Source organism: Thermomonas sp. (assembly GCF_041919455.1).
Taxonomy (GTDB): Bacteria; Pseudomonadota; Gammaproteobacteria; order Xanthomonadales; family Xanthomonadaceae; genus Thermomonas.
Map to the genome: position 1 here is coordinate 1 of NZ_JAYRTQ010000014.1, position 25,245 is coordinate 25,245.

Sequence of the window (25,245 nt, forward strand, 5' to 3'; positions counted from 1 at the left end):
CACCGTGCGGTCATGGATCGCAGCCACCGCATCGCCACAGCCGCTGCAGTGGAGAACGTGACCAGGCACCGGGGTCAGCTCCAACACCAGCCAGCGACGCGCGCCGCGGTGCGCGTGCCGCCAGCCCTCAACCCGGTATCCCACCCACCCAGCGAGCTGGCAATACAATCGCCGTCGGCCACGGCCGACCCCCGGTTTGTTGACTCGACAACTGCAAACTAACCGGGTCGGCCGTGCGCCTCTCCCTCAGATGGGAGAAGAACCGTTTTTTTTGCCGATGCCCGCGCCCGACCGACTTCGGGTGGCTCAACGCAACTGGCTGTCCTTGCTGCCGCGACGGTTGTAGCCGGCGGTGCCCGCTTCCTCGCGATCATGGACGTCCTGGCAGGCCACGCACAGGCGCACGCCCGGCAACGCCTTGCGACGCGCCTCGGGGATCGCGGCATCGCAGTCTTGGCACTGCAGGCGGCCCGGCCCGCTGGGCAGGCGGCTGCGGGCACGCTGGATCGCATCCTTCACGGTGGCGTCTATCTGATCCTGCACCGCGCCGTCGCCGGCCCATCCGGTCGCCATGGCGTGCTCCTGCTTCAGCTTCATGAGCGACGCAGCCTAGCAATCAAGCAGTGGCGTTGGCGTCGAGGCGCCTCCTCGCGCACACTGGCGGCTGCTCTGGGGGGAGCCGGCATGGGACGCAACCACCACCGCGAGGACGGCGACGGCACCGGCGTGCCGCCGCACCTACGCAACCTGCATCGCCGCACGTATCCGATGCGCACCCTGGGCATGGGCCTGGCCGTGCTGCCCGTGCTGGTGGTGCTGCATGAACTCGATGCCGGCTGGCCCGCCTGGGCATGGACGCTGTTCTGCGGCCTGGCCTGGCCGCACGTGGCGCGACTGCGTGCCCACTACAGCCGGGTTCCCTACCGCGCCGAGCTGACCAATTTCATGATCGATTCGGCGATGGCCGGCAGCCTGGCGCCGATCATGCATTTCAACCTGCTGCCGTCGGCGATGCTGGTCACCGTGGCCACCGCCGACAAGATCAACGCCGGTGTGCGCGGGCTGTGGTCGCGTTCCCTGCTGGGCATGCTGGCGGCGATGCTGGTGATGACGCTGCTGGCCGGACTGCACTTCGACATCGCCACCAGCACGTCGGTCCTGCTGGCCTGCCTGCCATTGATGGTCATCCACGCGCTCACGGTGAGCGCCAGCAGCTACCGCCTGGTCCGCAAGGTGCAGAAGCAGAACCTGCGGCTGGATGAACTGACCCGGTCCGATTCGCTGACCGGCCTGCAGAGCCGCGATCACTGGCAGCAGCAGGCAGGCTCGATGCTGGCCAGCCACGCCGCCGGGCAGCCCGCCAGCATGCTGCTGGTCGACGTTGACCTGTTCAAGGCGATCAACGACCGCCACGGCCATGCCATCGGCGACGACGTGCTGCGCGGCATCGCCGGGGTCATCCGCGCGTCATTGCCGGAAGGCAGCCATGCCGGGCGCCTGGGCGGCGACGAATTCGCGATCGTGATGCCGGTCGCGGCGGAACAGGCCCACGGCATCGCAGAGGGCATCCGCATCGGGGTCGCCACGCTCGACCTGCCCACCCTGCCGTCGCTGCGGAGTTCGGTCAGCATCGGCAGCGCGGAACCGCCGACGATCCAGGCGGACCTGCGCAGCTGGATGGAGGCGGCCGACCATGCGCTCTACCGCGCCAAGGCGGCGGGTCGCGACCGGGTCGCCAGCACGTACCCCGGGGATGGCACACTGCCGGCCATGCATTGATGCGGGCACGCGAAAGGACGACGCGCTGAAGACAGGCAGTGAACTCGACCGGCGACTCATCGTCCAGCTCGCCGATGCCATCACCGATTCGCACTCGCTGGAGCAGTTCGTGCGCCCGCTGCTCGGCCTGCTGGAATCGGCGACCGGCCTTGAATCGACCTGCATGACCGCGATCGACGAGAGCGCCGGTTTGCAGCATGTCCTCTACGCCCGCAACAGCAGCAGCCTGCAGATCCCGGAAGGCCTGGTGGTGCCGTGGGGCGACACCCTGTGCAAGCGCGCGCTGGAGGACGCCGCCAATGCGCGCCTGCTCGACCTGTCCTATCGCGATGCGCTGACCGGGCTGGCAAATCGCCGGCGCCTGCTGGACACGCTGGAGCGCACGCCGGCCGGCAGCCTGGCGGCGCTGGTGTTCTTCGACGTCGACCACTTCAAGGAATTGAACGATCGCCACGGCCATCCGGCCGGCGATGAAGTGCTGCGCAGGATCGTGGAAGCGATGGCGTCGCGCGCGCCCGCAGGCGCCCTGCTCGCCCGCTACGGCGGCGAGGAATTCGCCTGCCTGCTGCCGGGGATCGACACCGCGACCGCCGCCGATGTCGCCGAGCGCATGCGTGCGGCAGTCGCCGCGATGACCGTGCAGATTCCCGATGGCCCGCAGGATGCACGGGTCTCGATCAGCGCAGGCGTCGCCAGTCGCCACCTGCATGCGCCCGAAGACCGGCAACGGCTGCTGCGCGATGCCGACATCGCGCTATACCAGGCCAAGGATGCAGGCCGCAATTGCGTGCGGATCTCGGCCGGCTGAACCGTGCGACCGTCAGGGCGTCGGCTTGGCTGGCGGCACCAGGCGGTCGTGCCATTCCGATACCAGCATGTTCGCCGCCGAGCCATACCAGGGGTGGTACTCCGCGATCATCTCGCCGTGGATGATCACCGGGTCGGTTGCGACCAGGGCCCTGGCGGCCTCGATATCGTCCACCGCCAGCACGAACAACCCGCGCCAGCCCGCCGGATCCTGCATGAACGGTCCGGCCAGCGCCAATTTCCCTTCCTTCGCCAACCGCCCGATGTTGGCCATGTGCCCGGCGAACATCGCCGTGCGCGCCTCGCCATCCGGCATCCGCGTCGGCCCGGTCTTGAGGATCACCAGGACGTAGCGGCGCATCCCGCGCTCGTCCGCGCCGGTGCGCTGCGCCAGCGCGGCATCGAACGTCGGAGCCGCGGTCGGAACCACGGGATCAGCGGCAGCGGCCGTGCCGATGCACAGCGACAACGCGAAGGGCAGCAGCAGGCGCATGGCCGGTCTCGATGGGAGGGACGACGCAGTGTAGGCCCGCCTTGTCGCCTGGTGCATCGCGGCAGCGACCTATACTCGAACCTCGCCCGCCGCGAACCCGCCCCACCCTGGAGACGCCGATGAACCGCCTGCCCGTGCTTGCCCTGCTGCCCCTGTCGCTGTGCCTGTCGATGCCGCTGCAGGCGCAGGACGCGCCGAAGATGTCTGCCGAGGAAGCCGCGATGATGGAGGCTTACCAGAAGGCCGGCACGCCCGGCATCGCGCACGCGGGGCTGTCGATGACCGCCGGTGAATACAACGTCGTGATCAAGAGCTGGAGCGCACCGGGCGCGCCGCCGTCGGAATCCACCGGCACGGCGTCGCGCAAGGTCATGCTCGGTGGCCGCGTGGTCAGCGAGGAGTTGAGCTCCAGCATGTACGGCCAGCCCTATACCGGCTTCGGCCTGACCGGGTTCGACAACGTCACCGGCACGTATTGGACCACGTGGAACGACAGCATGACGACCGGCCTCACCACCGGCACCGGCACCTGCGACGCACAGGCCCGTTGCGCCTTCACCGCGCACTGGGACGACCCGGTCAGCAAGAAACCGGTGACGGCGCGTATTGCGATCCGCTGGACCAGCCCGTCGGAGCAACTCTTCGAAATGCACGGCCCCGGGCCGGACAGCAAGGAAATGAAGATGATGGAGATGGTCTATACGCGGAAGTAAGCCGCAACGCGGTTCCTTGCCGCGTCCGTCACTGCCTGGCTGGTATTCCTGAGCTCCCCCACGGAAGGAAAGGAGTTGGCCATGACCGATGCACGCGACCTTGAACGCAAGTTCTGGAAGGTCATCGACCACGACCGCACGGTGATGCTGGGCATCACCGGCGTCGCACCGCGACCGATGACGGTGCTGGCCGAAGACCAGCAGGCACCGCTCTGGTTCTTCACCGCCTCGGACACCGACCTGGCCGAGAGCCTGCGCGGCAGCCTGGGCAAGCAGGCCACGGCGACGGTCGCCAGTAAGGACCACGCCGTGTTCGCCACGGTCAGCGGCAAGATCGTGGTCGACAACGATCCGGCAGTGATCGACCGCCTGTGGAACCCGTTCATCGCCGCGTGGTTCGAGGGCGGCAAGGACGATCCAAAGCTGCGCCTGCTGCGCATGGACCCGGAAGACGCCCACGTCTGGCTCAACGAGAACAGCCTCCTCGCCGGAGTGAAGTTGATGCTCGGCGTGGATCCGAAGAAGGCCTACGAAGACAAGACCGGCGACATCAAGATCGCCTGAGTGCCTCAGGCGTCGTCGTCGGCCTGCTGCAGGTCGGCGGCGTCACGGTCGTAGCCGAGCAGCTCGGCCGGCGCGCAGTCCAGCACGAAGCACAGCTTCGCCAGCGTGCGGAAGCGGATGCCCTTGACCTTGCCGCTGCGGAACAGCGACAGCTGGGTTTCGCTGATGCCGACCATCGCCGCGAGTTCGCGCGCTTTCATGCCACGGCGGACGAGCATCTCGTCCAGGGTCACCCGGATCGGCATCAGACGATCTCGTCCAGCTCGGCCTGCAGCGCGCGCGCCTGGTCGACCAGCCGCGCCAGCAGGATCAGCGCCGCGCCGACCACGCCGAGCACGATTCCCGACATGTCGAAGTACAGGTAGCCGCCAGTGCCACCGGCGATCCAGCGCGACAGGTTGGTCACCGCGAACACATTGACCAGCGCACCGGCGAGCACGCCGATGCCGATATGCCGCATCGCCCTTGCCACCGTGGGATGGAACAGGCGACCGGCGGACAGGTCGGCCAAGGCCCGCTGCACCGCCCACAGCGCCCACAGGTAACCGATACCGGGCAGGAAGCGCACCACCGACAGCAAGGCCCGGGTATTCCAGCCCTCCGGCATGTCGGTCGCCATCCGCCAGGGCAGCCCGACCATGCCCATCGCCAGCAGCAGGAACAGGCCGGTGAACACCACCAGGGCACCTGCCCGGAGCAGGCGGCATTGGCGGTGGAAACGATCGCTCATGGGCATCGCGCCCCCCTGTCTTCAGTCATGGGAATTTAACCTTGACTTAAATTTTTGAATCGCGATAACTTTATCCCAGAGTTAAATTTCAGGGAAGCCTCCACATGTCGCCTGCCATCCAGACCTTGGGCCTGACCCGTCGCTTCGGCGCGCACGTGGCGGTCGATGCGGTCTCCATGACCGTGCCCGAGCGCAGCATCTACGGCTTCCTCGGCCGCAATGGCGCGGGCAAGACCACCACCATCAAGCTGCTGCTTGGTCTGCTGCAGGCGGATGCCGGGCAGGCGCGGATCGCCGGCATCGACGTCGCCGCGGACCGGATCGGTGCCGCGCGCAAGGTCGGCGCGCTGCTGGAAGCACAAGGTTTCTATCCGCACCTCGGCGGCCGCGAGAACCTGGACATCACCCGTCGCCTGCTCGACCTGCCCATGCGCGAAATCGATCGCGTCCTCGAGCTCACCGAGATGACCGCGCATGGCCGCCGGCGGGTCGCCGACTATTCGCTGGGCATGCGCCAGCGCCTGGGGCTGGCGCGGGCGATGCTCGGTGCGCCGCCGGTACTGATCCTGGACGAGCCCACCAACGGCCTTGATCCCGAGGGCATCGCCGACATGCGCGGCTTCCTGCGCGAGCTGCCCGAACGCAGCGGTGCCACCGTGCTGCTGTCCAGCCACCTGCTGGGAGAAATCGAACAGACCGCGACCCATGTCGGCATCCTCAGCCACGGCCGGCTGGTGCTGGAAGGTGCGCTGCACGAGCTCAAGGCCGGCATGGCCACGGAGGTCGCGATCGAGACCGACACCCCGGAACGCGCGCTGCTGCTCGCCCGCGAACACGGGTTCGATGTCGAACAAGGCGACGATGCACTGATCGCGCGCTTCGCCGCCGGCGAGGACGTGCGCAACGCCACCGCAGCACTCAATCGCGTGCTGTGCATCGCCGGCGGCATCCGCATCCATGCGCTGGCCCCGCGCCGGCGCTCGCTGGAAACCCTCTACCGCAACGCCGCGCTGGCCGCCGCGCCGGCGGCGATGGCCTGACCCGGAGCCACCACCATGCCGCACCCTGCCCGCTTCACCACCGCCCTCGCCGTCGAGGCCCACAAGCTGCGCCGTTCGCTGGCACTGTTGCTGGCCGCGGTCGCGCCGCTGCTGATCGCGGTGTTCGTGTTCTTCAACCTGTTGCGGGTGGACAAGGCCGCGCCGTGGGCGATGACCCTGCAATCGTCCGCGGCGATCTGGGCGTTCTTCATGCTGCCGATGAGCGTCACCGCACTGACCGCCCTGGTCGCCCATACCGAGCACGGCCCGCGGGCATGGGACCACCTGCGCGCCCTGCCGCTGCCGCGCTGGCACCTGTACGCGTCCAAAGCTGTGTGCGTGCTCGGCGTGGTCGCGGCGATGAGTGTGCTGCTGGCCCTGCTCACCCTGCTGGCGGCCACGGGCGCGGGCTGGCTGAAACCGGCGGTCGCCGCCACCGGAGCGATGGATATCGCCGGCTACCTCACCTTGCTTGGCCGCATCTTCCTGGCCGCGTGGCTGCTGGTCGCGGTGCAGTTGTGGATCGCGCTGCGCTACGCCAGCTTCGTGCCGGCGCTGGCGGTCGGCATCGGCGGCACCTTCTTCGCGGTGGTCGCCACCTCGGCGAAGGTCGGCGCGGTGCTGCCGTGGCAGATCCCGGTCAACCAGCTCGCCACGGATCCCATGCGGGTGCAGTTCACCCTTGCCGTGGGTTGCATCGGCGGCTGCGCGATGTTCGCCGCGATGTTGCGGCGGATGGGCCGGCGCGACGTGCTGGGCTGATCGAACGCGTCTTGCCGGGTGAAGCCCCGCACCCATCCTGCCCGACCACACCACCACAGGAGGAAAGCCGCCATGTCCAATCAACATCGTTACTGGTTCGCCGCCACCCCGTTCGGCTACGGCTGGTGGCGCCCCAGCCACTGGCTGGGTTGGATCTCCGTCTTGTCGGCGATCGCCCTGGCCATGCTCGCCGGGCATCTGTTTCCGCCCGAGACCGCAGCGCTGCCGTTCTGGGGCACGACCGCCGCCATTGCGGCCGGCTTCCTGCTGCTGTGCTGGCTGAAAGGGGAGCCGCTGGGCAAACGCCGAGAGTGATGGCCGTCCAGGCGACGCCGATGATCGGGCTCAGCCTTGCGCCAGCGTGAAGTCGATCGCCGCACGCACCGCCACAGCCTGCGCGTCGTTGCATTGCGCCGGCGTGGCGCGCGGGCTGTCCGGATAGACCTCGGTGGTGGTGACGAAGCGCGCATCGGTGGCGCCGGCGCACAGGCCGAGCGCGCGGCAGTCGTATTCGATCACGCCCGGTGCGACCACCTTTGATCCGATGATGGTGCCGTCCGGATCGGCCGGCGCGATATGCGTCACCTTGGCCACCGCGTCGTTGATCGCCTGCTGGAAGGCGGGCTCCGGGCGCGCACTGTCCGCGCACAGGTAGAAGCCGTCCGGGATCGTGCCGGGCTCGTAGTCCTTGCCGTCGCGTGCGGCCAGTGCGGGACGGAATTCGGATTCGTCGCTGTCGGTGGTCTCGTGCAGGTCGATGTGCATGGCGATGCGGCCGGCCAGCGGTTGCAACAGCGCCAGCAACGCTGCGGATTCGGGCACCGGACTGTCGGCCTTGAAATTGCGGTTCGGATCCAGCGCATCAGGATTCCAGCGATTGATCCGCTCATAGGCCCACGGACTCACGCAGGGCACCACCAGCAGGTTGGCACGACCCGCGTAACGGGCGGCATCGCGTTCCACGAACAGCAACGCGCCCTGCACGCCGCTGGTCTCGTAGCCGTGCACGCCACCGGTCACCAGCATCGTCGGCAGTGCGTCGTCCCAGTCGCGGCTGCGGATCGCCAGCAGCGGATAGATGCCGTCCGGCGCACAGTCGAGTTCGCCGTACTGTTCGACGTCGAAGCGATCACGCAGCGCGTCGATCTTCGCCAACACCTCACCGGCATGGCTGCGCAGCCTGGGCTGGCGCGCGCGCCATTCCGTTTTCTCGGCGACGTCCCAGGGCTGGCCCGGCGTGCCGATCGGATAGGTCTGGTTGGACATGTCGCCTCCCGGCATTCAGATGGCCGCGGTCACCACGATTTCCACCTTCCAGCCGGGCCGCGCCAGCGGCGCCTGTACGGTCGCCCGGGCCGGTGCCTCGCCCGGCACGACCCAGGCATCCCAGGCGCGATTCATCGCATCGAAATCGGCGATGTCGGCCAGGTAGATCTGCGCGCGCAGGATCCTGCGCTTGTCGCTGCCGGCTTTCTCCAGCAAGGCATCGATCTCCGCCAGCACCTGGCGGGTCTGGCCCTCGGCGTCGGCGCTGGTGTCTTCCGGCACCTGGCCGGCCAGGTAGACGATGCCGCCGTGGACGGTGGCTTCGGACATGCGCTTGCCGGCGTCGAATCGCTGGATCATGGGCGGAGAGCTCGCGGGAGTGAGGGAATCCGCATGGTAACCGGCACGACAGCTCGCACGGCCCGGCCGGTGCCCGGCACGGGTGTCCCGTACACTGGCGGCCTGCCCCACCCCCTGAGTGCCCATGGCCAAGCCCAATTATTCGTTCGAGAAGCGCCAGCGCGAGCTGGCCAAGCAGAAGAAGAAAGACGAGAAGGACGCGAAGAAGCGCGCCGAGCGCGAAGCCGCGAAGTCCGACGCTGCACCGGCCGCCCCCCCCGCGGCGGACGAGCTCGAATAAGCGATCCATCGCCATCCCCCGCAGTCGGGGGATGGCGATGACGGCTGCGCGAAGCGCGGCTTACCAGATGCGGACGCGCTGCTCCGGCGGCAGGTACATCGCATCGCCCGGCTTCACGTCGAAGGCCCGGTACCACGGATCGAAGTTCCGCAGCGGGCCGTTGGCGCGGTACATGCCCGGCGAATGCGTATTGGTCTTGATCTGGTTCAGCAGTGCCTCGTCGCGGTACTTGCCCTTCCAGACCTGCGCCCACGACAGGAAGAAGCGCTGGTCGCCGGTCAGGCCGTCGATCACCGGCGCCGGCTCGCCGCCCAGGCTCAGCTTGTAGGCCGTATAGGCCATCGACACACCGCCGAGGTCGCCGATGTTCTCGCCCATGGTCAGCGCGCTGTTCACGCACTGGCCCGGCAACGGGCAATAGGCGGCGTACTGCGCACCGAGCGCCTTGGTCAGTTGCTCGAAGCGGGCGCGGTCCTCGTCGGTCCACCAGTTGCGCTGGATGCCGGCGAAATCCGACTTGCTGCCCTGGTCGTCGAAACCGTGACCCATCTCGTGGCCGATCACCGCGCCGATCGCGCCGTAATTCACCGCCGGGTCGGCGTTCACGTCGAAGAACGGCGGCTGCAGGATGCCGGCCGGGAACACGATCTCGTTGAAGCTCGCGTTGTAGTAGGCGTTGACCGTCTGCGGGGTCACGCCCCATTCCTCGCGATCGGTCTTCGTGCCCACGCGGCGGTTCTGGTCGTCGCGGTCGTAGCGGCGCATCGCCACCACGTTGGCCAGCAGGTTGCCTGGCACCACCTCGACGCTGGAATAGTCGAGCCACTTCGACGGATAGCCGATCTTCGGGCGGAAGGTTTCCAGCTTGCGGTAGGCCTCAGCCTTGGTCGCTTCGCCCATCCATGCGATCCCGGCGATGTTCTGGCGCAGCGCGGCGCGCAGGTTCTCCACCAGCGTGTCCATCGCCGCCTTCGACTCCGGCTTGAAGTAGCGCGCCACGTACAGCTGGCCGAGCGCCTCGCCCAGGCCGCCGCGACCGCCGACCAGCGCCACCGCGCGCTTCCAGTCGTCGCGCTGGGCCTTCTGCCCGCCCAGTACCTTGCCGTTGAACTCGAACGAGGCGTCGTCGATCGGCTTGCTCAGCAACCCGGCATTGCCGTCGATGGCGTGGAACGACAGATAGTCGCGCCAGGTCGCCAGCGGGGTGGCATCGATGATGTCGAGGATCGGCTGCACCGCGTCCGGGGTGACCACGTTGATCCGATCCGGCGCCTGCATGCCCTGCGCGCGCAGATGCGCGGCCCAGTCGTAGCCCGGATACTGCGCCTGCAACTCGGCGAAGCTGACCACGTTGTAGGTCTTGTCGCGGTTGCGCAGCTGGGCGCGTTCCCATATCGGCCTGGACAGCGCGGTTTCCAGTGCCAGGATCGCCTCGGCACGCGCCTTGGCGTCGGCGCAGCTGATCCCCGCGAAACCGAGCATGCGCTGGATGTGGGCGACGTAGGCCTCGCGGATCCTGACGAAGCGCGCGTCGGGATTCACGTAGTAATCCTTGTCCGGCAGGCCCAGGCCGCCGACGCCCAACGAGGCCAGGTAGCGGTCGGGATCCTTGCGGTCGGCGCCCAGGCCAATGCCGATCGGTCCGTTGCCGCCATCCAGGTCTCGGCTGGCGAACGCGGCGATCAGCGCGGCCTTCGAGTCGATCGCGGCGTAACGGTCCAGCACCGGCTGCAGCGGCTTGATCCCGGCGGCATCGCGACCCGCTCGATCCATGTAGCTGGCATGGAAGTCGCGCAGCTTGCGTTCGTTGCTGCCGGCCTTCAGGTCGCCGCGCTTGCCCAGCTCCTCGATCAGCGCATGCACCTGTTCCTCGGCGCGGTCGCGCAGCGCGTTGAAGGAACCGAAACTGGTCTCGTAGTCCTTCAGCTGGTAGCTGTCCAGCCACTTGCCGCTTGCGTAGCGGTTGAAGTCGTCGCCCGGCTTCACCGCGGTGTCGCGCGCGGACAAGTTCACGCCGAAGCTGCCGATCTGCGGCTTGCCCGCGCCGGGTTGGGCGGCGATCGCGCCCGCTGTGGTCAACGCCAGGGCGATGCCCAGGCTCAAGGTCAATGGCGCAAGACGCATGGCGGTGTCCCCGTCTGGAGTGGAATCCCGCAGGGTTACCGCTCGCGCCATGCGGCCCCCCTGCCATTGGTACGGCGACCGGCGCGCGATGGCGACCGGGTTAGCATGCCGCCCCTGCCCAGGAGATCGCGCTTGCCTCGTTACCACGGCCCCCTGCTCACTCGCCCGCTGGGCGAGGCCCTGCACGCCGCGCGCGATGCCGGCGCATCCACGTGGAACGGGTCGCTCGACCTGGGCCGCAGCACCGATGTCGCAGTGCTGGCAGATACGCATTGGGAGTGGCAAGGCATCCGCTATCCCTGGCCCCACAAGCTCAAGGACCGCACGCTGTACTGGTGGGATGGCGAAGAGTTCGCGGCGGTGTCCCGCTATGCCGGCAGGCTGATCAAGCTGGTCCCGACCGAATGGAACGTGCCGACCTTCGAGATCGACGGCATCAAGATGCTGCCGACGTCGAAGGCCTCGCCGCTCGACGACGCGCGCCGCAAGGTCGCGCTGGTGCAACCGTCAGGCAAGGCGGTGCTGGATACCTGCGGCGGCCTGGGCTATTTCGCCGCCTGCTGCCTCGATGCCGGCGCCGCGCGCATCCAGTCGTTCGAAAAGAACGAGGATGTGCTGTGGCTGCGCATGCTCAACCCGTGGTCGCCGGATCCCGATGCACCGGAACACGGCGGGCGGCTGCAACTCGCGCATGCCGATGTCTCGCAGGCGATCACGACCCTGCCCGATGCCGCGTTCGATGCCGCCCTGCACGACCCGCCACGCTTCGGCATCGCCGGGGAACTCTATTCGCAGGTGTTCTACGACCAGCTCGCGCGCGTGCTCAAGCGCGGCGGCCGGCTGTTTCATTACACCGGTGCGCCGAACAAGTTGACCAGCGGTCGCGATGTCCCGCGTGAAGTAGCCAAACGGCTGGAGAAAGCCGGTTTCCGCGCAGAACTCGCGCTGGATGGCGTACTCGCCGTGCGTCGTTGACCCGGGCGATCAGCGCGTCGCCGGATCCGACAGCAGGCCCTTGCGGCGATACCACAATTCCAGCGGCACGGTGACCAGCGGCGGCACCGCCGCCAGCAAGGCGAGCAGCAAGGCCCAGCCCGGCCAGCGCAGGCGTGCGCCGGCGATCACCGTCACCACCAGGTAGATCAGGAACGCCGCACCGTGCAGGCGGCCGAACAGCCACACGCCGGTGTCGGTGACCTGCAGGCCGTATTTCAGCCACATCCCGAGCAGCAATCCGGCCCAGGTCAGGCCTTCGAGGAATGCGGCGATGGCGAACAGGCGGCCGCTGGGCGACAGGGACGGAACTGGCATCGGCGGCTCCTTGCGTGGGGCCGGCATTGTCGCCGAAGCACTCCGCGCGCGGCACGCATCGCTCACTTCCCTGCGCGGTCGCCCGGTCCAAGCATGCGCGCGATATCGGCATCCTTGTCCTGCCACAGCGCGTTCATCCATTGCTGGAACTGCACGCGGAATGCGCGATCGTTCTGGTAGTCGCCGCGCAGGATCTCGGCCGGGATCTCGCGCTGGCGCACATGCACGCGGATCTCCGGGATGCGGTCGGCCAGCAGGTCGAGTAGCGATGGCGTGCCCGTCGGATACGCGATGGTCACGTCGACGATCGAATGCAGGCCCTGCCCCATCGCGTCCAGCACGAAGGCCACGCCGCCGGACTTGGGCTTGAGCAGGTATCGGTATGGCGAGCCCTGCGCATCGTGCTTGGCCTGGGTAAAGCGCGTGCCCTCGACGAAATTCATGATCGAGACCGGGATCGCGCGGAACTTGTCGCAGGCGCGGCGGGTGGCGTCGATGTCGCGACGGGCCAGCTCCGGGTTCTTCGCAATCTGCTTCTTGCTGTAGCGGCCCATGAACGGGTAATCCAGCGCCCACCACGCCAGGCCGAGCAACGGCACCCAGAACAGCTGGCGCTTGAGGAAGAAGCGCATGAACGGAATGCGCCGGTTGAACACCTTCTGCAGGACCAGGATATCCACCCAGCTCTGGTGGTTGGCCAGCACCAGGTAATGCCCATCGAAGCGCAATGCAGCGTCTTCGCGCAGGTCCACGCGGGTATGGGTGAATGTCCGCCACATCCAGTTGTTCACACCGATCCAGCTCTCGGCCAGGCCGGTCAGCAACGGATTGCTGGCCACCCGCAGGCGCTCGGACGGCAGCAGCGCCTTGATCAAGGCCATCGCCACCAGCGGCGGCACGTGCAACAGGGTGTTGATGGCGATGATGAGGAAGACCAGGGCAAGGCGCAGTGGCAGCATTCAAGGGCCATGAAACAGTGCGGGGAAACGGATTTTCGCCGATCGCGTGCGATCGCGCCCACTCCCTTCACCGGCGATGCGGCGACTCGGGTATGTTTTCGGCATCGCGCGACCGCAGGAATGCCGCCATGACCCGCATGACCGCAAGGGATTTCCCGCCCGCACTGCTCGAGCTGTACGACGGCTACGTGCACGGTCGCATGAGTCGCCGCCAGTTCCTCGACCGCGCCGGCCTGCTCGCCCTGGGCGGAATGACCGCCGTCGGTGCGCTCGCCGCGCTCACGCCCAACTACGCGCTGGCGCAGCAGGTGAAATTCACCGATCCCGACATCGTTGCCGAATACATCCGCTATCCCTCGCCGAACGGACACGGCGAGGTACGCGCCTATCGCGTGCGTCCTGCCAAGCCGACCGGCAAGTTGCCCGGCGTGGTGGTCGTGCACGAGAACCGCGGCCTCAATCCCTACATCGAGGACGTGGCCCGGCGCGTAGCCAAGGCCGGTTTCATCGCGCTGGCACCGGACGGCCTGAGTTCGGTCGGTGGCTATCCCGGCAACGACGACAAGGGCCGCGAACTGCAGAAGCAGGTCGATCCCGCGAAGCTGATGAACGATTTCTTCGCCGCGATCGAATTCCTGGCCAAGGACGAAGCCGCCACCGGCAAGGTCGGCATCACCGGCTTCTGCTACGGCGGCGGCGTGTCGAACGCGGCCGCGGTTGCCTACCCGGAACTGGCTGCGGCCGTGCCCTTCTATGGCCGCCAGGCCAAGCCGGAGGACGTGCCGAAGATCAAGGCACCGCTGCTGCTGCACTTCGCCGAGACCGACCCCAACGTCAACATGACCTGGCCCGCCTACGAGGCCGCGCTGAAGGCCGCCGGCACGACCTACGAAGCGCATGTCTATCCCGGCACCGGCCACGGCTTCCACAACGATTCCACCCCGCGCTACGACGAAGCCGCGGCGAAACTCGCATGGGAACGCACGCTGGCCTGGTTCCGCCAGCACCTGGCCTGAGCGCATCCCGCACTGCGGGGTTCAATGCAGGCGCAGGTGCTCGACCAGGGCGCGCCTGACCCGGTCGGCGTAGGCCGCGCTGGTGTAGTCGCCGGTTTCGAACACGCCGTTGCGGCCGGCCATGCGCAGCCCGGATTCGGTGGGCTTCGGCACGATCACGACGCGCCACGGATCCGGGCCTTCACTCGCCCCGAAGCGCCGGACTTCGACTGCAGCGACATTGTTCGCGGTAAGCCGCATGGCCCGCTCGCGGCCCCAGGCCTTGTGGTGGATCACCACTGCGTGCGGAGGAAAACTCCAGACCTGCGACTCGCCGGCCAGCACCGCTCGCAGCATGGCGATGCCGATGCTGGCCGCGCCACCGATGATGATGGCGAACACCGGCGTCGCGATCGACAGTGGCCACAATCCGCGGCCCAGTTCCCACACCGGCATCACCACCGCGAACACGCCGAGCATCCCGAACGCCACCCGCAACGGCCACGGAAAGCCGTGCCTGACCATCGGCAAGTCACCCTCCGGCATCGTCACATCGGTGTGCGGATCCATGCGCCGATTGTGCCGTGCCAGGCCCCATCCACTGCAACCCCGCGCACTGTGCGCGTATCCCTGCCGCATCCTTCCAGCAGGCCGTCCCGATGCATGCCACGTCCGTTCCCCGCGAATCCCGTCGCCCGTTCCGGTTCACCCACTGGCTGCCGCTGGCGTTGGCCCTGCTGTTGCCGCAGGCGCAGGCCGCGCCCGCGAACCCCGATGCCTTCGACCCACTCGCGCAGGCCATCGAAACATTCAAGCGCGACACCCGCTACCCGGCCGGCACCGCGGTGATCGTGGTGAAGGACGGCAAGATCGCTTACCAGGGTTACTTCGGCCTTGCCGATATCGCGGCGAAGACCGCCGTCGATGCGGACACCGTCTTCTACATCGCCTCGGCGACCAAGCCGTTCTTCGCATTGAATGCCTTGTTGGCAGAGCATGCGGGCAGCCTCGACACGCGCACCTCGTTGCAGGCGATGTTTCCCGCAGCGCGCTTCGACGGGTTCGATGCGAGCGCGGTCACGCTGCGGCACCTGCTGACCCATACCGCCGGCATCGACAATGTCGCGCTGGGCTGGGCCACCGCGTTCAGCGGCGTGCACGATGCCGCATCACGTCAACGCTTGGTGCTGCAATCGCGGGCGAACGCGGATGCGCCGCTGGGCACGTTCGACTACACCAACATCGGCTACAACATCGCCAGCGTGTGGCGGGATCGCATCGATGCGAAGCCCTGGCAGGCGCAATTGCAGGCACGCATCTTCGCGCCACTGAAGATGGTGCATACGACCGCGCGCACCAGCGAGGCCGAAGCCCGCGGCTGGACCATCGCCAAGCCGTATGCCTTCGTGTCAGTCGACCGCAGCGTGCCGCTGTACCTGCGCAAGACCGACGCCACGATGCACGCCGCCGGCGGCATGCTGTCCACCGCGCCCGATCTCGTCAACTTCCTCATCGCGCAACTCGACGCGGGCAAACTGGACCGCAAACAGGTGCTGCCGGCTTCCGTCATCGATGCATCGCAGCAGCAACAAGCCGTCACCGACAGCAAGTACCTCGACTTCCCCCGCGATGGCTATGCCTGGGGTTGGTACACCGGCGACTACAAGGGCCGGCGCATGCTGCATCACTTCGGCGGCTTCGCCGGCTTCCACGCGCACCTGTCGTTCATGCCGGAGGCGAACATCGGCCTGGTGGTGTTGAACAACGAGGACATGCTGGGCGCGCGCCTGGCCAACCTGATCGCCGATGTCGCCTATGGCATCGCACTCGGCGAACCCGGCATCGCGGCGACGGCGAAGGATGGGTTCGCCCGACTGGCGATGGACGCGGCGAAGCTTGAACAGGCTGCGGTTCGCCAGCGTGAGGCCCTGCAGGCGCGACCGTGGCGCTTGTCGCTGCCGCGCACCGGCTACGCAGGCCGTTATGCGCATGCCGATCTCGGCGAGGTCAGCGTGACCGTGCAGGCCGGTGGCGCACTGGCCCTGGGTTGGGGCCAGCTGCAGGCCGTCGCCAGCGGCTACGACAAGCCCGACCACGTGCGCGTCGAGTTCGTGCCGAACTCCGGCCAGGTCGTGGAATTCATCGTCGAGGACGGTCGTGCCGATGCGCTCGCGTTCGACGGGCTGCGTTTCGACAAGGCGCGCTGAGGACCGGGATCCTGCGCGGCGTGGCGGCTATGCTGCGGCGATGACCAGCCCCACGGCATCCGCCGCACATCCCGCATTGCCGCCCGCCGAGCGCTTTGCACGGCGGATCGCCGCCCTGCCCGACGCGATCACCGCGGGCTTCTTCCTGCTGCTGTGGATCGTGCCGCAGTGGCTGGGGCCAGCCGCGCTGCGCACCGGCCTGCTGATGATGCTGGTGGAATTCGTGCTGATGCATGCCACCGGCATGCTCGGTGGCATGGCGCTGGCGAACGCGGGCGATGCGCGTCGGCAATGGAAGCCGATCCTGCTGTTCGGCGCGTTCTACCTGCTGTTCATCGCCGCATGGTCGTGGATCTTCGAAGCATGGTGGCCGCTGCTGGCGCTGGCGTGGCTGGTGGCCGGCAAGTTGGCCCTGGCATGGCAACCGTTGCCCGATGCCGACAAGCGCGACCGCCTGCAATCGGATTGGGCGATCAGCGCGCTGGCGTACCTGTGCGGCGTGTTCGTCACCCTGATGCTGCCGTTGCCGCGGCTCGGGCTGGATGCCGGCATCGTCGCCGCTGCCCGGCTGCCGGGCAGCGGCGAGTGGGTGGACAAGCCGCATACCGTGGTCGCCTTCGGCCTGCTCTATTTCGGCGTGCTGGCCACTGCGAAGTTGCGCGGCTGGCGGCTGCCGGGCGAGCCCGTGGTGATCCGCAAGGGTTGAGGCTGTTCAACCCGCGGCATCGCCCGTCGATTCACTGGCATCGCGGAGTTCCACCCTGCGATTGAGCGCGCGACCTTCGCCGCTGTCGTTGTTGGCGACCGGGCGCGATTCGCCGTGGCCTTCGCTGCGCAGGCGCGCGGCATCCACGCCGTGTTCGACCAGCCATGCCACCACCGCTTCGGCGCGGCGGCCGGAAAGCGTGAGGTTGTGCGCGTCGCTGCCCTCGGCATCGGTGTGCCCGGCGACGACCAACTGCAGTCGTGGCCGCGCTTCCAGCAGCGCCAGCACCTGTTCCAGCACCGTGGTGGATTCGTCCTTGAGCGTGGCCTTGTCGGTGTCGAAATAGATCCCGTACAGGTCGACCTTGCCCTGCTTGTCGAGCTGCTCGCCCAGGCTTTCGCCGGTCTTCGCCGACGGTTCCAGTTCCAGCCGCACCTCGATGCGCTCACCGGAGACCAGGTCGGCCGCTTCGGTGTCCGGCTGGTAGTCGGGATGGCTGCCGGAGACCACCGCCAGTCCCGCCGGCACGCCTTCCAGCACGAAGCTGCCGTCGGTCGAGGTCGTCGCCTGGCGGGTGTTGCCGGCCGAGACCAGCACGCCCGACAGCGGTTCGCCGGTGGCCTTGTCCACCGCGATGCCGTGGATCGTGCCGGCATAACGCCACGGCTTGGGGTTGACCAGCAGGCGGGCGAAGTCGAAGGCGAAGCCGTCGGCGACGTCATTGGCCGGATCGTCGATGGCGACCTCCAGCTTGCCTTCGCGCAGCAACGCCAGTTGCTCCGGCAGCAGTTGCACGGTAATCAACTTGCCGATCGGCCCGGTCTGGTCGAGCGCATTCAGCGTGGTCGCCAGCAAGGGCACTTCGACGCCGTTGATGCGCGCCTGGTAGCGCGTGCCCCAGACCGGGGCCTGGAAGTCGTCGACGAACAATTGCAGTGCCGCGCCAGTGACCTGGGTGTCGCCCAGGTCGAAGGCGACCCGCAGCGATTGCGGCAGGTTGCCCGGGCGTTCGGTGCCGCTGGTGTAGCCATCGCCGTCGGCGGCCTTGTGGCCGCTGACCACCATGATCCGGTCGGTGCCGCGCGCGTCCTTCTCGCCGGGCTGGAACGGGAACGGATGCACCGGCGTGGACTTGCCGGTGAACGGATCGAACCCGGCCGGGAATCCGAAACCGAAATTGTCGAGGTCGCCGATCTGCACCATCAGTTCCGCATCGGGCCCGTCACGTTCGACTTTGTCCGGCGTGGGCCAAGCCTCGTCTTTCGCCGTTTCGGCGACAGCGGGTGCAGGTGTCGGCGTGGCGGCGTCGGCAGTGACGGCAGGCGCGGGTTGTTGCGGCTTGCAGGCCGCCAAGGCGAGCAGCAGGCAACAGGTGAGCACATGCATGGGACGAAGGAAGGACGGGGTCAGCATCGGGAATCACCGTGGGCATTCGGACCGCAGGAGTTACGCAAGCCCGGCGCGAACGCGGACATCCTCACGCCTCGTCGTCGATCGTCTCCTGTGGGGCGGCATCGCCACGTGGCACGTGCCGCGCGGCCCACATGTTGTCGACCAGGTTGGGATAGCGCCGCCCGGCCTGCGCGGCGCGTTCGCGTGCGGCATCGACCTGCCTCGGACTGAGAGGACGCGACTTGCCCGGCGGCGACTTGCGCTTCCAGGGCGGCAGGCTGGCGGGACCGACAGGCGTGTGCGACATGCGTCGGATGCTACAGGTCGAGCCCCTCGCGCACCTTGACGATGAAGGTCAGCGCAGCACCGTGGCGCAACTTGCCCTTCTCGACCCGCACGAAGAACGGGATGGTGCCGTTGCCGACCAGCGACCAGGTCGTCTGCACCAGGTGATACAGGCCTTCCAGTCCGGGCAGATTCTCGATCTCGACCACGAAGAAGCTGGTGGCCTGGCCGAACAGGTGGCCCATCTGCCACAACTTGAAGTTCGCCTTCTTCAGGCCGGTCACCGGCAGACCCTGGTCGTCCAGCACGCGCACCACGATGATCAGGCGGTCGTCGTCCTTGAGGATCGCGCCCTGCGCGGTCACGGTGAGCGGCCCGGTGGCCAGCTTCGGCCTCGGGGCCTTCTCGAACGCGAGATCGGGCTTGCGGATCGGCGTCGTGGTGCCGTCGCCGGCTTTCTTCCTGGCTATGTGCTGGCTCCTTCGCGTGGGGTGTATCGCAGCCAACGCGAGGAACCGCCCGGATGGGTCACTCAGGCGCGGAACACCGACTCCAGCAGTCGGAATGTGCCGGCATCCGCATCCAGCTCGACCTTGCCGCCCACCGGCACGATGAACTGCTCGCGGATATGGCCGATCATCGCGCCACGGTAGGCAGGAATCTTCAACGGGGTGATGTAGTCGTCGAGGATCTGTTCCAGCGTCAGCGAGCCGTAGCCGTCGCCGGGCTTGCAATCCGTGCACTCGCCGAAGATCACGCCTGAAACCTTGTCCAGCGCGCCCATCAGCTTGAGCGTGCTGAACATCCGATCGACGCGGTACGGCGCTTCGGACACATCTTCGAGAAACAGGATCTTGCTGCTGAAGTCCGGCAGATAGGGCGAGCCCGCCAGCGCGGTGAGCACGGTGAGATTGCCGCCGATCAGTTCGCCGCGCGCCTTGCCGCCGCGGATGGTCAACGTGCGGTTTTGTCGCTGCACGAGTTCGTCGCCGATGTCGCTCTTGTTGCGGTACTCGAGCAGCTCACGGTCCAGCAACACGCGCTTGAACTGATCCACGTTGAACGCATTCCAGCTGCCCGAACCGATCGGCCCGTGGAAGGTCACCAGTCCGGTCCTGGCCTGGATCGCGCAGTGCAGCGCGGTGATGTCGGAATAGCCCAGCAGGATCTTCGGATTGCGACGGATCACCGCGTAGTCCAGCAGCGGCAACAGCCGCGCCGCGCCGGAGCCACCACGCGTGCAGACGATCGCCTTGACCGATGCGTCGGCGAACATCGCGTTGAGGTCGCCGGCGCGCTGCGCGTCGGTGCCGGCCAGATGACCGCGACGTGCGTCGTAATGCGCGCCGGTCTTCACCGTGAAGCCGAGCGCTTCCATCGCCTCGCGCGCCAGTTGCAGGTTCAGGCTGTCGTCGGTGGCCGAGGACGGGCTCACCAGGCCGACCGTGTCGCCCTTCGCCAACGGCATCGGCAAGAGACGCGCGGGTGATGCGCGCGTCGCGCTTGCCATGCCGGACAACGGCAATGCGGTTGCGGCCAATGCCGCGCTTCCCAGGAATTGCCGCCGATCCATCTTGCCTCCGCGCTGACGTGGTGCAAGGCAGGGTAACAACCGCCCCGGCAGGCAACAATGGACGGCTGGCGAACGCCGTGTGCCACCACGCTCATCCGTGTCGATTCCGGTTCCGCCCGTTCGTCATATCGTCGAATCGGCGCAGTGCCGGTTCGACCCATTCCACGACGCAGGAGTCACGCCATGATCCCCAAGAACACCCTCTGCCTGTGGTACGACAGGGACGCCCTCGAGGCGGCGACCTTCTATGCCGCCACGTTCCCGGACAGCCCGGTCGGCGCGATCCATCGCGCGCCCGGCGAGTTCCCGTCGGGCAAGGAAGGTGACGTGCTGACCGTGGACTTCACCGTGTTCGGCATGCCGTGCATGGGCCTGAACGGCGGGCCCGCGTTCAAGCACAGCGAGGCGTTCTCGTTCCAGGTGGCCACCGACGACCAGGAAGAGACCGACCGCTACTGGAACGCGATCGTCGGCAACGGCGGCCAGGAAAGCGAATGCGGCTGGTGCAAGGACAAGTGGGGACTGTCGTGGCAGATCACCCCGCGCGTGTTGACCGAGGCGTTCAACAGCCCGGACCGCGCGGTGGCGAAGCGTGCGTTCGACGCGATGATGACGATGCGCAAGATCGATGTCGCGACGATCGAGGCCGCCGTGCGCGGCTGACCGCGCGCGCCGCCGCTAGTCCATCTCGGCCGCGGCTTCGCGGCCTTGCTGGCGGATCAGGGCTTCCTCGCGGGCATCGTTGATCGCGTGGCGCACGCCGTCCAGATCGATGGACGATTCGTCGTGCACGAACACCCCGGTCAGTTCGCTGTCCGGGCGCAGCTCGCCGGCTTCGTACAGCGCCCACATCTCTTCGCCATACCAGGTGTCCAGCAACTCCGGCGCCCAAGCGCCCAGGCTGGCGGTGAGGTTGTTGACGTCGCGCAACAGCATCGTCCGTGCGGCATTGTTGCCGGCGGCGCTGACCACCTGCGGGAAGTCGATGATGACCGGGCCGTCGGGCGCGACCAGCACGTTGTATTCCGACAGGTCGCCGTGGATCAGGCCGATGCACAGCAGCTTCTGCACCTGGTGGATCAGGAAGCGGTGGAAGCCGCGCGCCTGCAGCGCGGAGAGCTCCACTTCGCCCAATCGCGGCGCGGAGTGGCCATCGGCATCGACCACCAGCTCCATCACCAGCACGCCGTGGAAATACCCGAACGGCTCCGGCACCCGCACGCCGGCCTCGCGCAACTGGTAAAGCGCGTCGACCTCGGTGTTCTTCCACGCGGTTTCCTGCTGCTTGCGTCCGTACTTGCTGGCCTTGCCGATCGCCCGCGCCTCGCGGCTGCCGCGCACCTTGCGGCCTTCCTGGTACTGCACGCGCTGCTGGAAGCTGCGCTGCGCCATGTCCTTGTAGACCTTGGCGCAGCGGATCTCGTCGCCGGCGCGGACCACGTACACCGCGGCTTCCTTGCCGCTCTTGAGCGGCCGCATGACGGCGTCGATCACGCCGTCGTCGATGAGGGGCTGCAGCCCGGATGGGATTTTCATGGCATCTCGAAGCAGGAATCGGGGTGCCGCGAGGCGCGCCACGCGTGAATCCGGGGCAACAGAGTGCCTGATCGCTACACTGCCTGTCCTGAATCCCGCGACGTGATGGCATGCCCGATCCGATCCGACTGGCGAAACACGTGGCAGACCTCGCCCGATGCTCCCGCCTCGAGGCCGAGCGTTACATCAAGGGCGGCTGGGTGTCCGTCGATGGTCGCGTGATCGAGGATCCGGCGTATCCGGTCACTGGCGAGACCGTGGCGATCGATCCCGCCGCACAGCTGGAAACCGTGGAACCGGCGACGATCCTGCTGCACAAGCCGGTGGGCTACGACACCATCAGCGGACGCAAGGCGGCAGCGGGACTGGTCCAGCCGGACACACGCTGGGCCGAGGATCCCTCCGGCGTGCGCCTGCTGGAGCGGCATTTCCACCGCCTCACCCCGCTGGTCCCGCTCGATGCCGAGGCCAGCGGCCTGATGGTGCTGACCCAGGATGGCCGCGTATGGCGCCGCCTGACCGAGGACGGCGACGAGATCGAGCAGGAATTCGTGGTCGAGGTGAGCGGCGACATCGCCCCGTACGGCCTGCGCAAGCTCAACCACGGCCTGCACTACAACGGTCGTGCGCTGCCGCCGTGCAAGGTCAGCTGGCAGAACGAGGTCCGCCTGCGCTTCGCCCTGAAGGGCGTGCAAGGCGGGCAGTTGCGCGACATGTGCAAGCAGGTCGGGCTGGACGTGGTGGCGATCCGCCGCCTGCGCATCGGCAAGGTCTCCCTGGCGAAGATGCCGGTCGGCGTGTGGCGATACCTGCCGGTCGGCGAGCGCTTCTGAGCCGCCAACGACCACAGGCATCCGCTCAGCGTGTTTCCATCCGTCGCCAGCCGATTGCCAGGATGGCGAGGGCCAGCGGCAATCCGAGCAGGTGCCAGCGCAGTGTTTCCATCGGCGCCACCGCGACGTTCAGCAGCAGCCCGCCCTGCACGCCTATGTAGGCGAGCGCGAGCAACGCCAGTTCGAACATGCGGCCGTTGCGGAACAGCACGCCGGTCGCCATTCCCCACGAGGCCAGCGAGACGCCGACGACCAGCGTGGCCACCGCGGCCTGCGGATGCACCGCCGCCAGGCGCAACAAGGCCGGCAACACCAGCAGCCATGCCAGGCCGACGGCCACGATCGCGCGCACCTGCAGCAGCCTCGCGCGCATGCCGGGCGCAGTGAACACCAGGGCTGTGGTGTGGGTCTCGTGTTCGCGCAGCACCAGCCGCGCGAACAGATCCATCGCCAGCACCCAGGCCACGATGATCGCGACCGCCATCGCCTTCTCCGGCGCGAACGCCTGCACGCCCAGCGTGACCAGCAGCGCCAACCACCACCAGGCCCGACGCGGCCGCAATGCCAGTCGCAATTCCGCGGCCAGCAATGTCCCGAAACTACCGCGCTGCAGCGGTGAGAGCGCCGCGTCCAGCCAGCGCAGGCGGGCACCATCGTCATGTGCCTTGCGCGGGTTGCCGACGTGCGCCGCGAATCTGTCGAGGAACGGCACGGCTAGCGCCAGCAAAACCAACGCCAGCCCCAACCAGGCAGCGCGTCCTTGCAGGGTCGCGGCGCTGAGCTGCCAATGCGTCCAGTCCAGCAGCACCGGCGCCTTGCCCTCCAGCGCCTGCGAGCCGACGCTCAGGCCAAGTTCCTTGCCTGCGTCCACGGCCGGCCATGCATGCGACAGGTCGTATTCGGCGACCAGCAGGCCATGCGGATCGCCAGGCCATGGCAACGCCGCGCCCGGCGCCTGCTCGGCCTGCGACACGCCGAACGTCAGCAACATCACCCACACCACGAAGAACAGCAGGTTACCCGCGCTGCGCCGCAACCACGGCACCAGGTCGAACCACACCGCGAACGCAGCGGTCAGCGCCAGCGACGGCAGGGTCAGCACCAGCACCGGCTTGACCAGTTCCAGCAGGTCGATGCGCAGGTCTTCCGCGCGCAACACCTGCGCGACAAGACCCACGGCGAGCCCGGCGCCGATCAGCAACGCGAACACCACCATGTGGCTCAGCCACTTCGCCAGCAGGTAACCGCCGCGGCTCATCGTGGTCGCCACCAGCAATTGCCAGGTGCGCGTTTCGAGGTCGCGCACCACGGTGCCGCGCACCAGGTAGAACCCGGCGAGCGACAGCGTCGAGCTGTACATCAGCGCGGACACCATCCCGATCCACGCGCTGGAGTAACGCCCGCGCATGCCCTCGCCCACCGACACCGTCAGGTAGTCGCGGTCGACGGCGGGGAAGCACCACCACATCAATGCGGCCAGGCCCGCGATCAGGAACCAGAAGCGCGGCGTGCGCAGGCGCTGGCGCAGGTCGGTGGCAAGGATGGCGGCGACGGCGCACGCACCGCTCACGATTGCGCGCCGCTGCGATGCAGGAGCCACAGATAGGCGTCTTCAAGATCCGGCGCGACCTGGATTGCATCCGGTGCAGGGGCTTCATCGCCCACCACGCGCACCTCCACGCCGTGCGCGCGGCGCTGCGCGCGGCTGATGCGCAACGTTGCGCGTGCCTCGGCCAGCTGCTCTGCAGGCAGCGTCCACTGCCAGACATGGCCTTCGGCCTGGGCCATCAGCGCTTCCGGCGTGCCGTGGAAGCGCAGCTGCCCGCCACTCATGATCGCCAGGGTGCCGGCGCTGGCTTCGATGTCGGACACGATGTGCGTCGACAGGATCACCAGGCGTTCGCCGGCCAGTTCCGCAAGCAGGTGGCGGAAGCGCGCCCGCTCCTCCGGATCCAGGCCGACCGTGGGTTCGTCGACGATCAGCAGCTTCGGGTCGTTGAGCAGGGCCTGGGCGATGCCGACGCGCTGGCGCATGCCACCGGAATAACCGCCCAGGCGTCGATCGGCGACATCGACCAGCCCGACCATCTCCAGGCATTCGTCCACGCGCGCCGCCACCGTTCGCGATGGCAAGCCCTTCACCGCCGACAGGAAGGCCAGGAACTCGCGTGCGGACAGCGCCTCGTACACGCCGAAATCCTGCGACAGGTAGCCAAGCTCGCGACGCAGCACGTCCGGCGTGCGGGCGATGTCCTCGCCCCGCCACAGCACCCGCCCGCTGGTGGGCTTGGCCAGGGTCGACAGCACCCGCATCAAGGTGGACTTGCCGGCGCCGTTCGGCCCCAGCAGGCCGACGATGCCGGGGGCCATCGTCAATCCCACCCCCACGACCGCGTCATGGCCGCCGCGATAGCGGTAACCCACCGACTCCAGTGCCAATTCCGACGCCATGCCCGCCCATTCCGACCTAGATGCGTTGGTATGTTAGTGAAGTAACACACCAAAGCATGTGCCGATCGTCAGGGCTGGT

General features: G+C 67.8%; 31 protein-coding genes. 14 read left to right on the forward strand and 17 right to left on the reverse strand.

Going from position 1 to position 25,245, the window contains the following annotated elements:
• Positions 1-306 precede the first annotated feature (306 nt).
• On the reverse strand, positions 307-573 hold the full coding sequence (locus ACE3T8_RS10585) for a DksA/TraR family C4-type zinc finger protein (protein WP_374609157.1): 267 nt from the start codon (positions 571-573) through the stop codon (positions 307-309).
• A gap of 111 nt (positions 574-684) precedes the next feature.
• Here ACE3T8_RS10585 and ACE3T8_RS10590 point away from each other — a divergent pair, with 111 nt between their 5' ends.
• Positions 685-1,779, forward strand: coding sequence for a diguanylate cyclase (locus ACE3T8_RS10590; protein WP_374609158.1), 1,095 nt, complete (start codon positions 685-687; stop codon positions 1,777-1,779).
• Positions 1,754-2,587 carry a GGDEF domain-containing protein gene (locus ACE3T8_RS10595; protein WP_374609159.1) on the forward strand — a complete coding sequence of 278 codons (834 nt, stop codon included), beginning with the start codon at positions 1,754-1,756 and terminating at the stop codon, positions 2,585-2,587. Before ACE3T8_RS10590 ends, ACE3T8_RS10595 begins: the two co-directional genes overlap by 26 nt.
• 12 nt (positions 2,588-2,599) lie before the next feature.
• Here ACE3T8_RS10595 and ACE3T8_RS10600 read toward each other — a convergent pair whose 3' ends face one another.
• The gene (locus tag ACE3T8_RS10600) at positions 2,600-3,079 is read right to left on the reverse strand and encodes a YciI family protein (RefSeq protein WP_374609160.1); all 480 of its coding nucleotides are present in this window, start codon (positions 3,077-3,079) and stop codon (positions 2,600-2,602) included.
• 119 nt (positions 3,080-3,198) lie between these two features.
• On the opposite strand from ACE3T8_RS10600, the gene ACE3T8_RS10605 reads away from it, so the two are divergent.
• Both ACE3T8_RS10605 and ACE3T8_RS10610 read left to right on the forward strand, forming a co-directional pair.
• Positions 3,199-3,792: a DUF1579 family protein gene (locus ACE3T8_RS10605; protein WP_374609161.1), complete on the forward strand. Its 594-nt coding sequence runs from the start codon at positions 3,199-3,201 to the stop codon at positions 3,790-3,792.
• An 81-nt stretch (positions 3,793-3,873) separates the two neighbouring features.
• The gene (locus tag ACE3T8_RS10610) at positions 3,874-4,356 is read left to right on the forward strand and encodes a pyridoxamine 5'-phosphate oxidase family protein (RefSeq protein ID WP_374609162.1); all 483 of its coding nucleotides are present in this window, start codon (positions 3,874-3,876) and stop codon (positions 4,354-4,356) included.
• Positions 4,357-4,361: 5 nt separating this feature from the next.
• Here ACE3T8_RS10610 and ACE3T8_RS10615 read toward each other — a convergent pair whose 3' ends face one another.
• Positions 4,362-4,601 (reverse strand): helix-turn-helix domain-containing protein, encoded by a 240-nt coding sequence (locus tag ACE3T8_RS10615; RefSeq protein WP_374609163.1) that lies wholly within the window; start codon positions 4,599-4,601, stop codon positions 4,362-4,364.
• Entirely contained in the window at positions 4,601-5,086 is a 486-nt protein-coding gene (locus tag ACE3T8_RS10620; RefSeq protein WP_374609164.1) for a DUF2975 domain-containing protein, read from the reverse strand. Before ACE3T8_RS10620 ends, ACE3T8_RS10615 begins: the two co-directional genes overlap by 1 nt.
• A gap of 104 nt (positions 5,087-5,190) precedes the next feature.
• Between ACE3T8_RS10620 and ACE3T8_RS10625 the strand changes: the two genes are divergently transcribed.
• The 3 genes from ACE3T8_RS10625 (at position 5,191) to ACE3T8_RS10635 (ending at position 7,203) form a co-directional block, all read left to right on the forward strand.
• Entirely contained in the window at positions 5,191-6,126 is a 936-nt protein-coding gene (locus ACE3T8_RS10625) for an ABC transporter ATP-binding protein (RefSeq protein ID WP_374609165.1), read from the forward strand.
• Positions 6,127-6,141: 15 nt separating this feature from the next.
• Positions 6,142-6,888, forward strand: coding sequence for an ABC transporter permease (locus ACE3T8_RS10630; RefSeq protein WP_374609166.1), 747 nt, complete (start codon positions 6,142-6,144; stop codon positions 6,886-6,888).
• A gap of 72 nt (positions 6,889-6,960) precedes the next feature.
• Positions 6,961-7,203: a hypothetical protein gene (locus tag ACE3T8_RS10635; protein WP_374609167.1), complete on the forward strand. Its 243-nt coding sequence runs from the start codon at positions 6,961-6,963 to the stop codon at positions 7,201-7,203.
• 30 nt (positions 7,204-7,233) lie between these two features.
• Here the strand turns inward: ACE3T8_RS10635 and ACE3T8_RS10640 are convergent, their stop codons facing one another.
• Entirely contained in the window at positions 7,234-8,154 is a 921-nt protein-coding gene (locus tag ACE3T8_RS10640; RefSeq protein ID WP_374609168.1) for a M14 family metallocarboxypeptidase, read from the reverse strand.
• A gap of 15 nt (positions 8,155-8,169) precedes the next feature.
• Positions 8,170-8,514, reverse strand: coding sequence for a RidA family protein (locus ACE3T8_RS10645; protein ID WP_374609169.1), 345 nt, complete (start codon positions 8,512-8,514; stop codon positions 8,170-8,172).
• Between the two features lie 124 nt (positions 8,515-8,638).
• Here ACE3T8_RS10645 and ACE3T8_RS10650 point away from each other — a divergent pair, with 124 nt between their 5' ends.
• A complete protein-coding gene (locus ACE3T8_RS10650) occupies positions 8,639-8,794 on the forward strand; it encodes a hypothetical protein (RefSeq protein WP_374609170.1) in 156 nt (51 codons plus the stop codon).
• A 60-nt stretch (positions 8,795-8,854) separates the two neighbouring features.
• On the opposite strand, the gene ACE3T8_RS10655 is transcribed toward ACE3T8_RS10650, so the two are convergent.
• Positions 8,855-10,918: a M13 family metallopeptidase gene (locus ACE3T8_RS10655; RefSeq protein ID WP_374609171.1), complete on the reverse strand. Its 2,064-nt coding sequence runs from the start codon at positions 10,916-10,918 to the stop codon at positions 8,855-8,857.
• Between the two features lie 105 nt (positions 10,919-11,023).
• On the opposite strand from ACE3T8_RS10655, the gene ACE3T8_RS10660 reads away from it, so the two are divergent.
• Positions 11,024-11,893 carry an SAM-dependent methyltransferase gene (locus tag ACE3T8_RS10660; RefSeq protein WP_374609172.1) on the forward strand — a complete coding sequence of 290 codons (870 nt, stop codon included), beginning with the start codon at positions 11,024-11,026 and terminating at the stop codon, positions 11,891-11,893.
• Positions 11,894-11,902: 9 nt separating this feature from the next.
• On the opposite strand, the gene ACE3T8_RS10665 is transcribed toward ACE3T8_RS10660, so the two are convergent.
• Positions 11,903-12,229, reverse strand: a complete 327-nt coding sequence (locus ACE3T8_RS10665; RefSeq protein WP_374609173.1) for a DUF3817 domain-containing protein — start codon at positions 12,227-12,229, stop codon at positions 11,903-11,905.
• Positions 12,230-12,291: 62 nt separating this feature from the next.
• Positions 12,292-13,188 carry an acyltransferase gene (locus ACE3T8_RS10670; protein ID WP_374609174.1) on the reverse strand — a complete coding sequence of 299 codons (897 nt, stop codon included), beginning with the start codon at positions 13,186-13,188 and terminating at the stop codon, positions 12,292-12,294.
• A 128-nt stretch (positions 13,189-13,316) separates the two neighbouring features.
• On the opposite strand from ACE3T8_RS10670, the gene yghX reads away from it, so the two are divergent.
• On the forward strand, positions 13,317-14,204 hold the full coding sequence (gene yghX / locus ACE3T8_RS10675) for a YghX family hydrolase (protein ID WP_374609175.1): 888 nt from the start codon (positions 13,317-13,319) through the stop codon (positions 14,202-14,204).
• A gap of 21 nt (positions 14,205-14,225) precedes the next feature.
• Here the strand turns inward: yghX and ACE3T8_RS10680 are convergent, their stop codons facing one another.
• Positions 14,226-14,753, reverse strand: coding sequence for a hypothetical protein (locus tag ACE3T8_RS10680; protein WP_374609176.1), 528 nt, complete (start codon positions 14,751-14,753; stop codon positions 14,226-14,228).
• 89 nt (positions 14,754-14,842) lie between these two features.
• Between ACE3T8_RS10680 and ACE3T8_RS10685 the strand changes: the two genes are divergently transcribed.
• Positions 14,843-16,390: a serine hydrolase domain-containing protein gene (locus ACE3T8_RS10685; RefSeq protein ID WP_374609177.1), complete on the forward strand. Its 1,548-nt coding sequence runs from the start codon at positions 14,843-14,845 to the stop codon at positions 16,388-16,390.
• Positions 16,391-16,430: 40 nt separating this feature from the next.
• Entirely contained in the window at positions 16,431-17,096 is a 666-nt protein-coding gene (locus ACE3T8_RS10690; RefSeq protein ID WP_374609178.1) for a hypothetical protein, read from the forward strand.
• Between the two features lie 6 nt (positions 17,097-17,102).
• On the opposite strand, the gene ACE3T8_RS10695 is transcribed toward ACE3T8_RS10690, so the two are convergent.
• From ACE3T8_RS10695 to ACE3T8_RS10710, 4 genes are all read right to left on the reverse strand, one after another.
• Positions 17,103-18,482 (reverse strand): OmpA family protein, encoded by a 1,380-nt coding sequence (locus ACE3T8_RS10695; protein WP_374609179.1) that lies wholly within the window; start codon positions 18,480-18,482, stop codon positions 17,103-17,105.
• A 91-nt stretch (positions 18,483-18,573) separates the two neighbouring features.
• A complete protein-coding gene (locus ACE3T8_RS10700; RefSeq protein ID WP_374609180.1) occupies positions 18,574-18,795 on the reverse strand; it encodes a hypothetical protein in 222 nt (73 codons plus the stop codon).
• A gap of 10 nt (positions 18,796-18,805) precedes the next feature.
• The gene (locus ACE3T8_RS10705) at positions 18,806-19,279 is read right to left on the reverse strand and encodes a hypothetical protein (RefSeq protein WP_374609181.1); all 474 of its coding nucleotides are present in this window, start codon (positions 19,277-19,279) and stop codon (positions 18,806-18,808) included.
• A 26-nt stretch (positions 19,280-19,305) separates the two neighbouring features.
• Complete coding sequence (locus ACE3T8_RS10710) at positions 19,306-20,346, reverse strand: LD-carboxypeptidase (RefSeq protein WP_374609182.1); 1,041 nt, start codon at positions 20,344-20,346, stop codon at positions 19,306-19,308.
• Between the two features lie 183 nt (positions 20,347-20,529).
• On the opposite strand from ACE3T8_RS10710, the gene ACE3T8_RS10715 reads away from it, so the two are divergent.
• Positions 20,530-21,009, forward strand: coding sequence for a VOC family protein (locus tag ACE3T8_RS10715; RefSeq protein ID WP_374609183.1), 480 nt, complete (start codon positions 20,530-20,532; stop codon positions 21,007-21,009).
• Between the two features lie 15 nt (positions 21,010-21,024).
• On the opposite strand, the gene ACE3T8_RS10720 is transcribed toward ACE3T8_RS10715, so the two are convergent.
• Positions 21,025-21,882: a PA4780 family RIO1-like protein kinase gene (locus tag ACE3T8_RS10720; protein ID WP_374609184.1), complete on the reverse strand. Its 858-nt coding sequence runs from the start codon at positions 21,880-21,882 to the stop codon at positions 21,025-21,027.
• 110 nt (positions 21,883-21,992) lie between these two features.
• Here ACE3T8_RS10720 and ACE3T8_RS10725 point away from each other — a divergent pair, with 110 nt between their 5' ends.
• Positions 21,993-22,715 carry an rRNA pseudouridine synthase gene (locus ACE3T8_RS10725; RefSeq protein WP_374609185.1) on the forward strand — a complete coding sequence of 241 codons (723 nt, stop codon included), beginning with the start codon at positions 21,993-21,995 and terminating at the stop codon, positions 22,713-22,715.
• Between the two features lie 25 nt (positions 22,716-22,740).
• Here the strand turns inward: ACE3T8_RS10725 and ACE3T8_RS10730 are convergent, their stop codons facing one another.
• Entirely contained in the window at positions 22,741-24,285 is a 1,545-nt protein-coding gene (locus tag ACE3T8_RS10730) for an ABC transporter permease (protein WP_374609186.1), read from the reverse strand.
• Positions 24,282-25,166 (reverse strand): ABC transporter ATP-binding protein, encoded by an 885-nt coding sequence (locus tag ACE3T8_RS10735; protein WP_374609187.1) that lies wholly within the window; start codon positions 25,164-25,166, stop codon positions 24,282-24,284. Before ACE3T8_RS10735 ends, ACE3T8_RS10730 begins: the two co-directional genes overlap by 4 nt.
• Positions 25,167-25,245 lie beyond the last annotated feature (79 nt).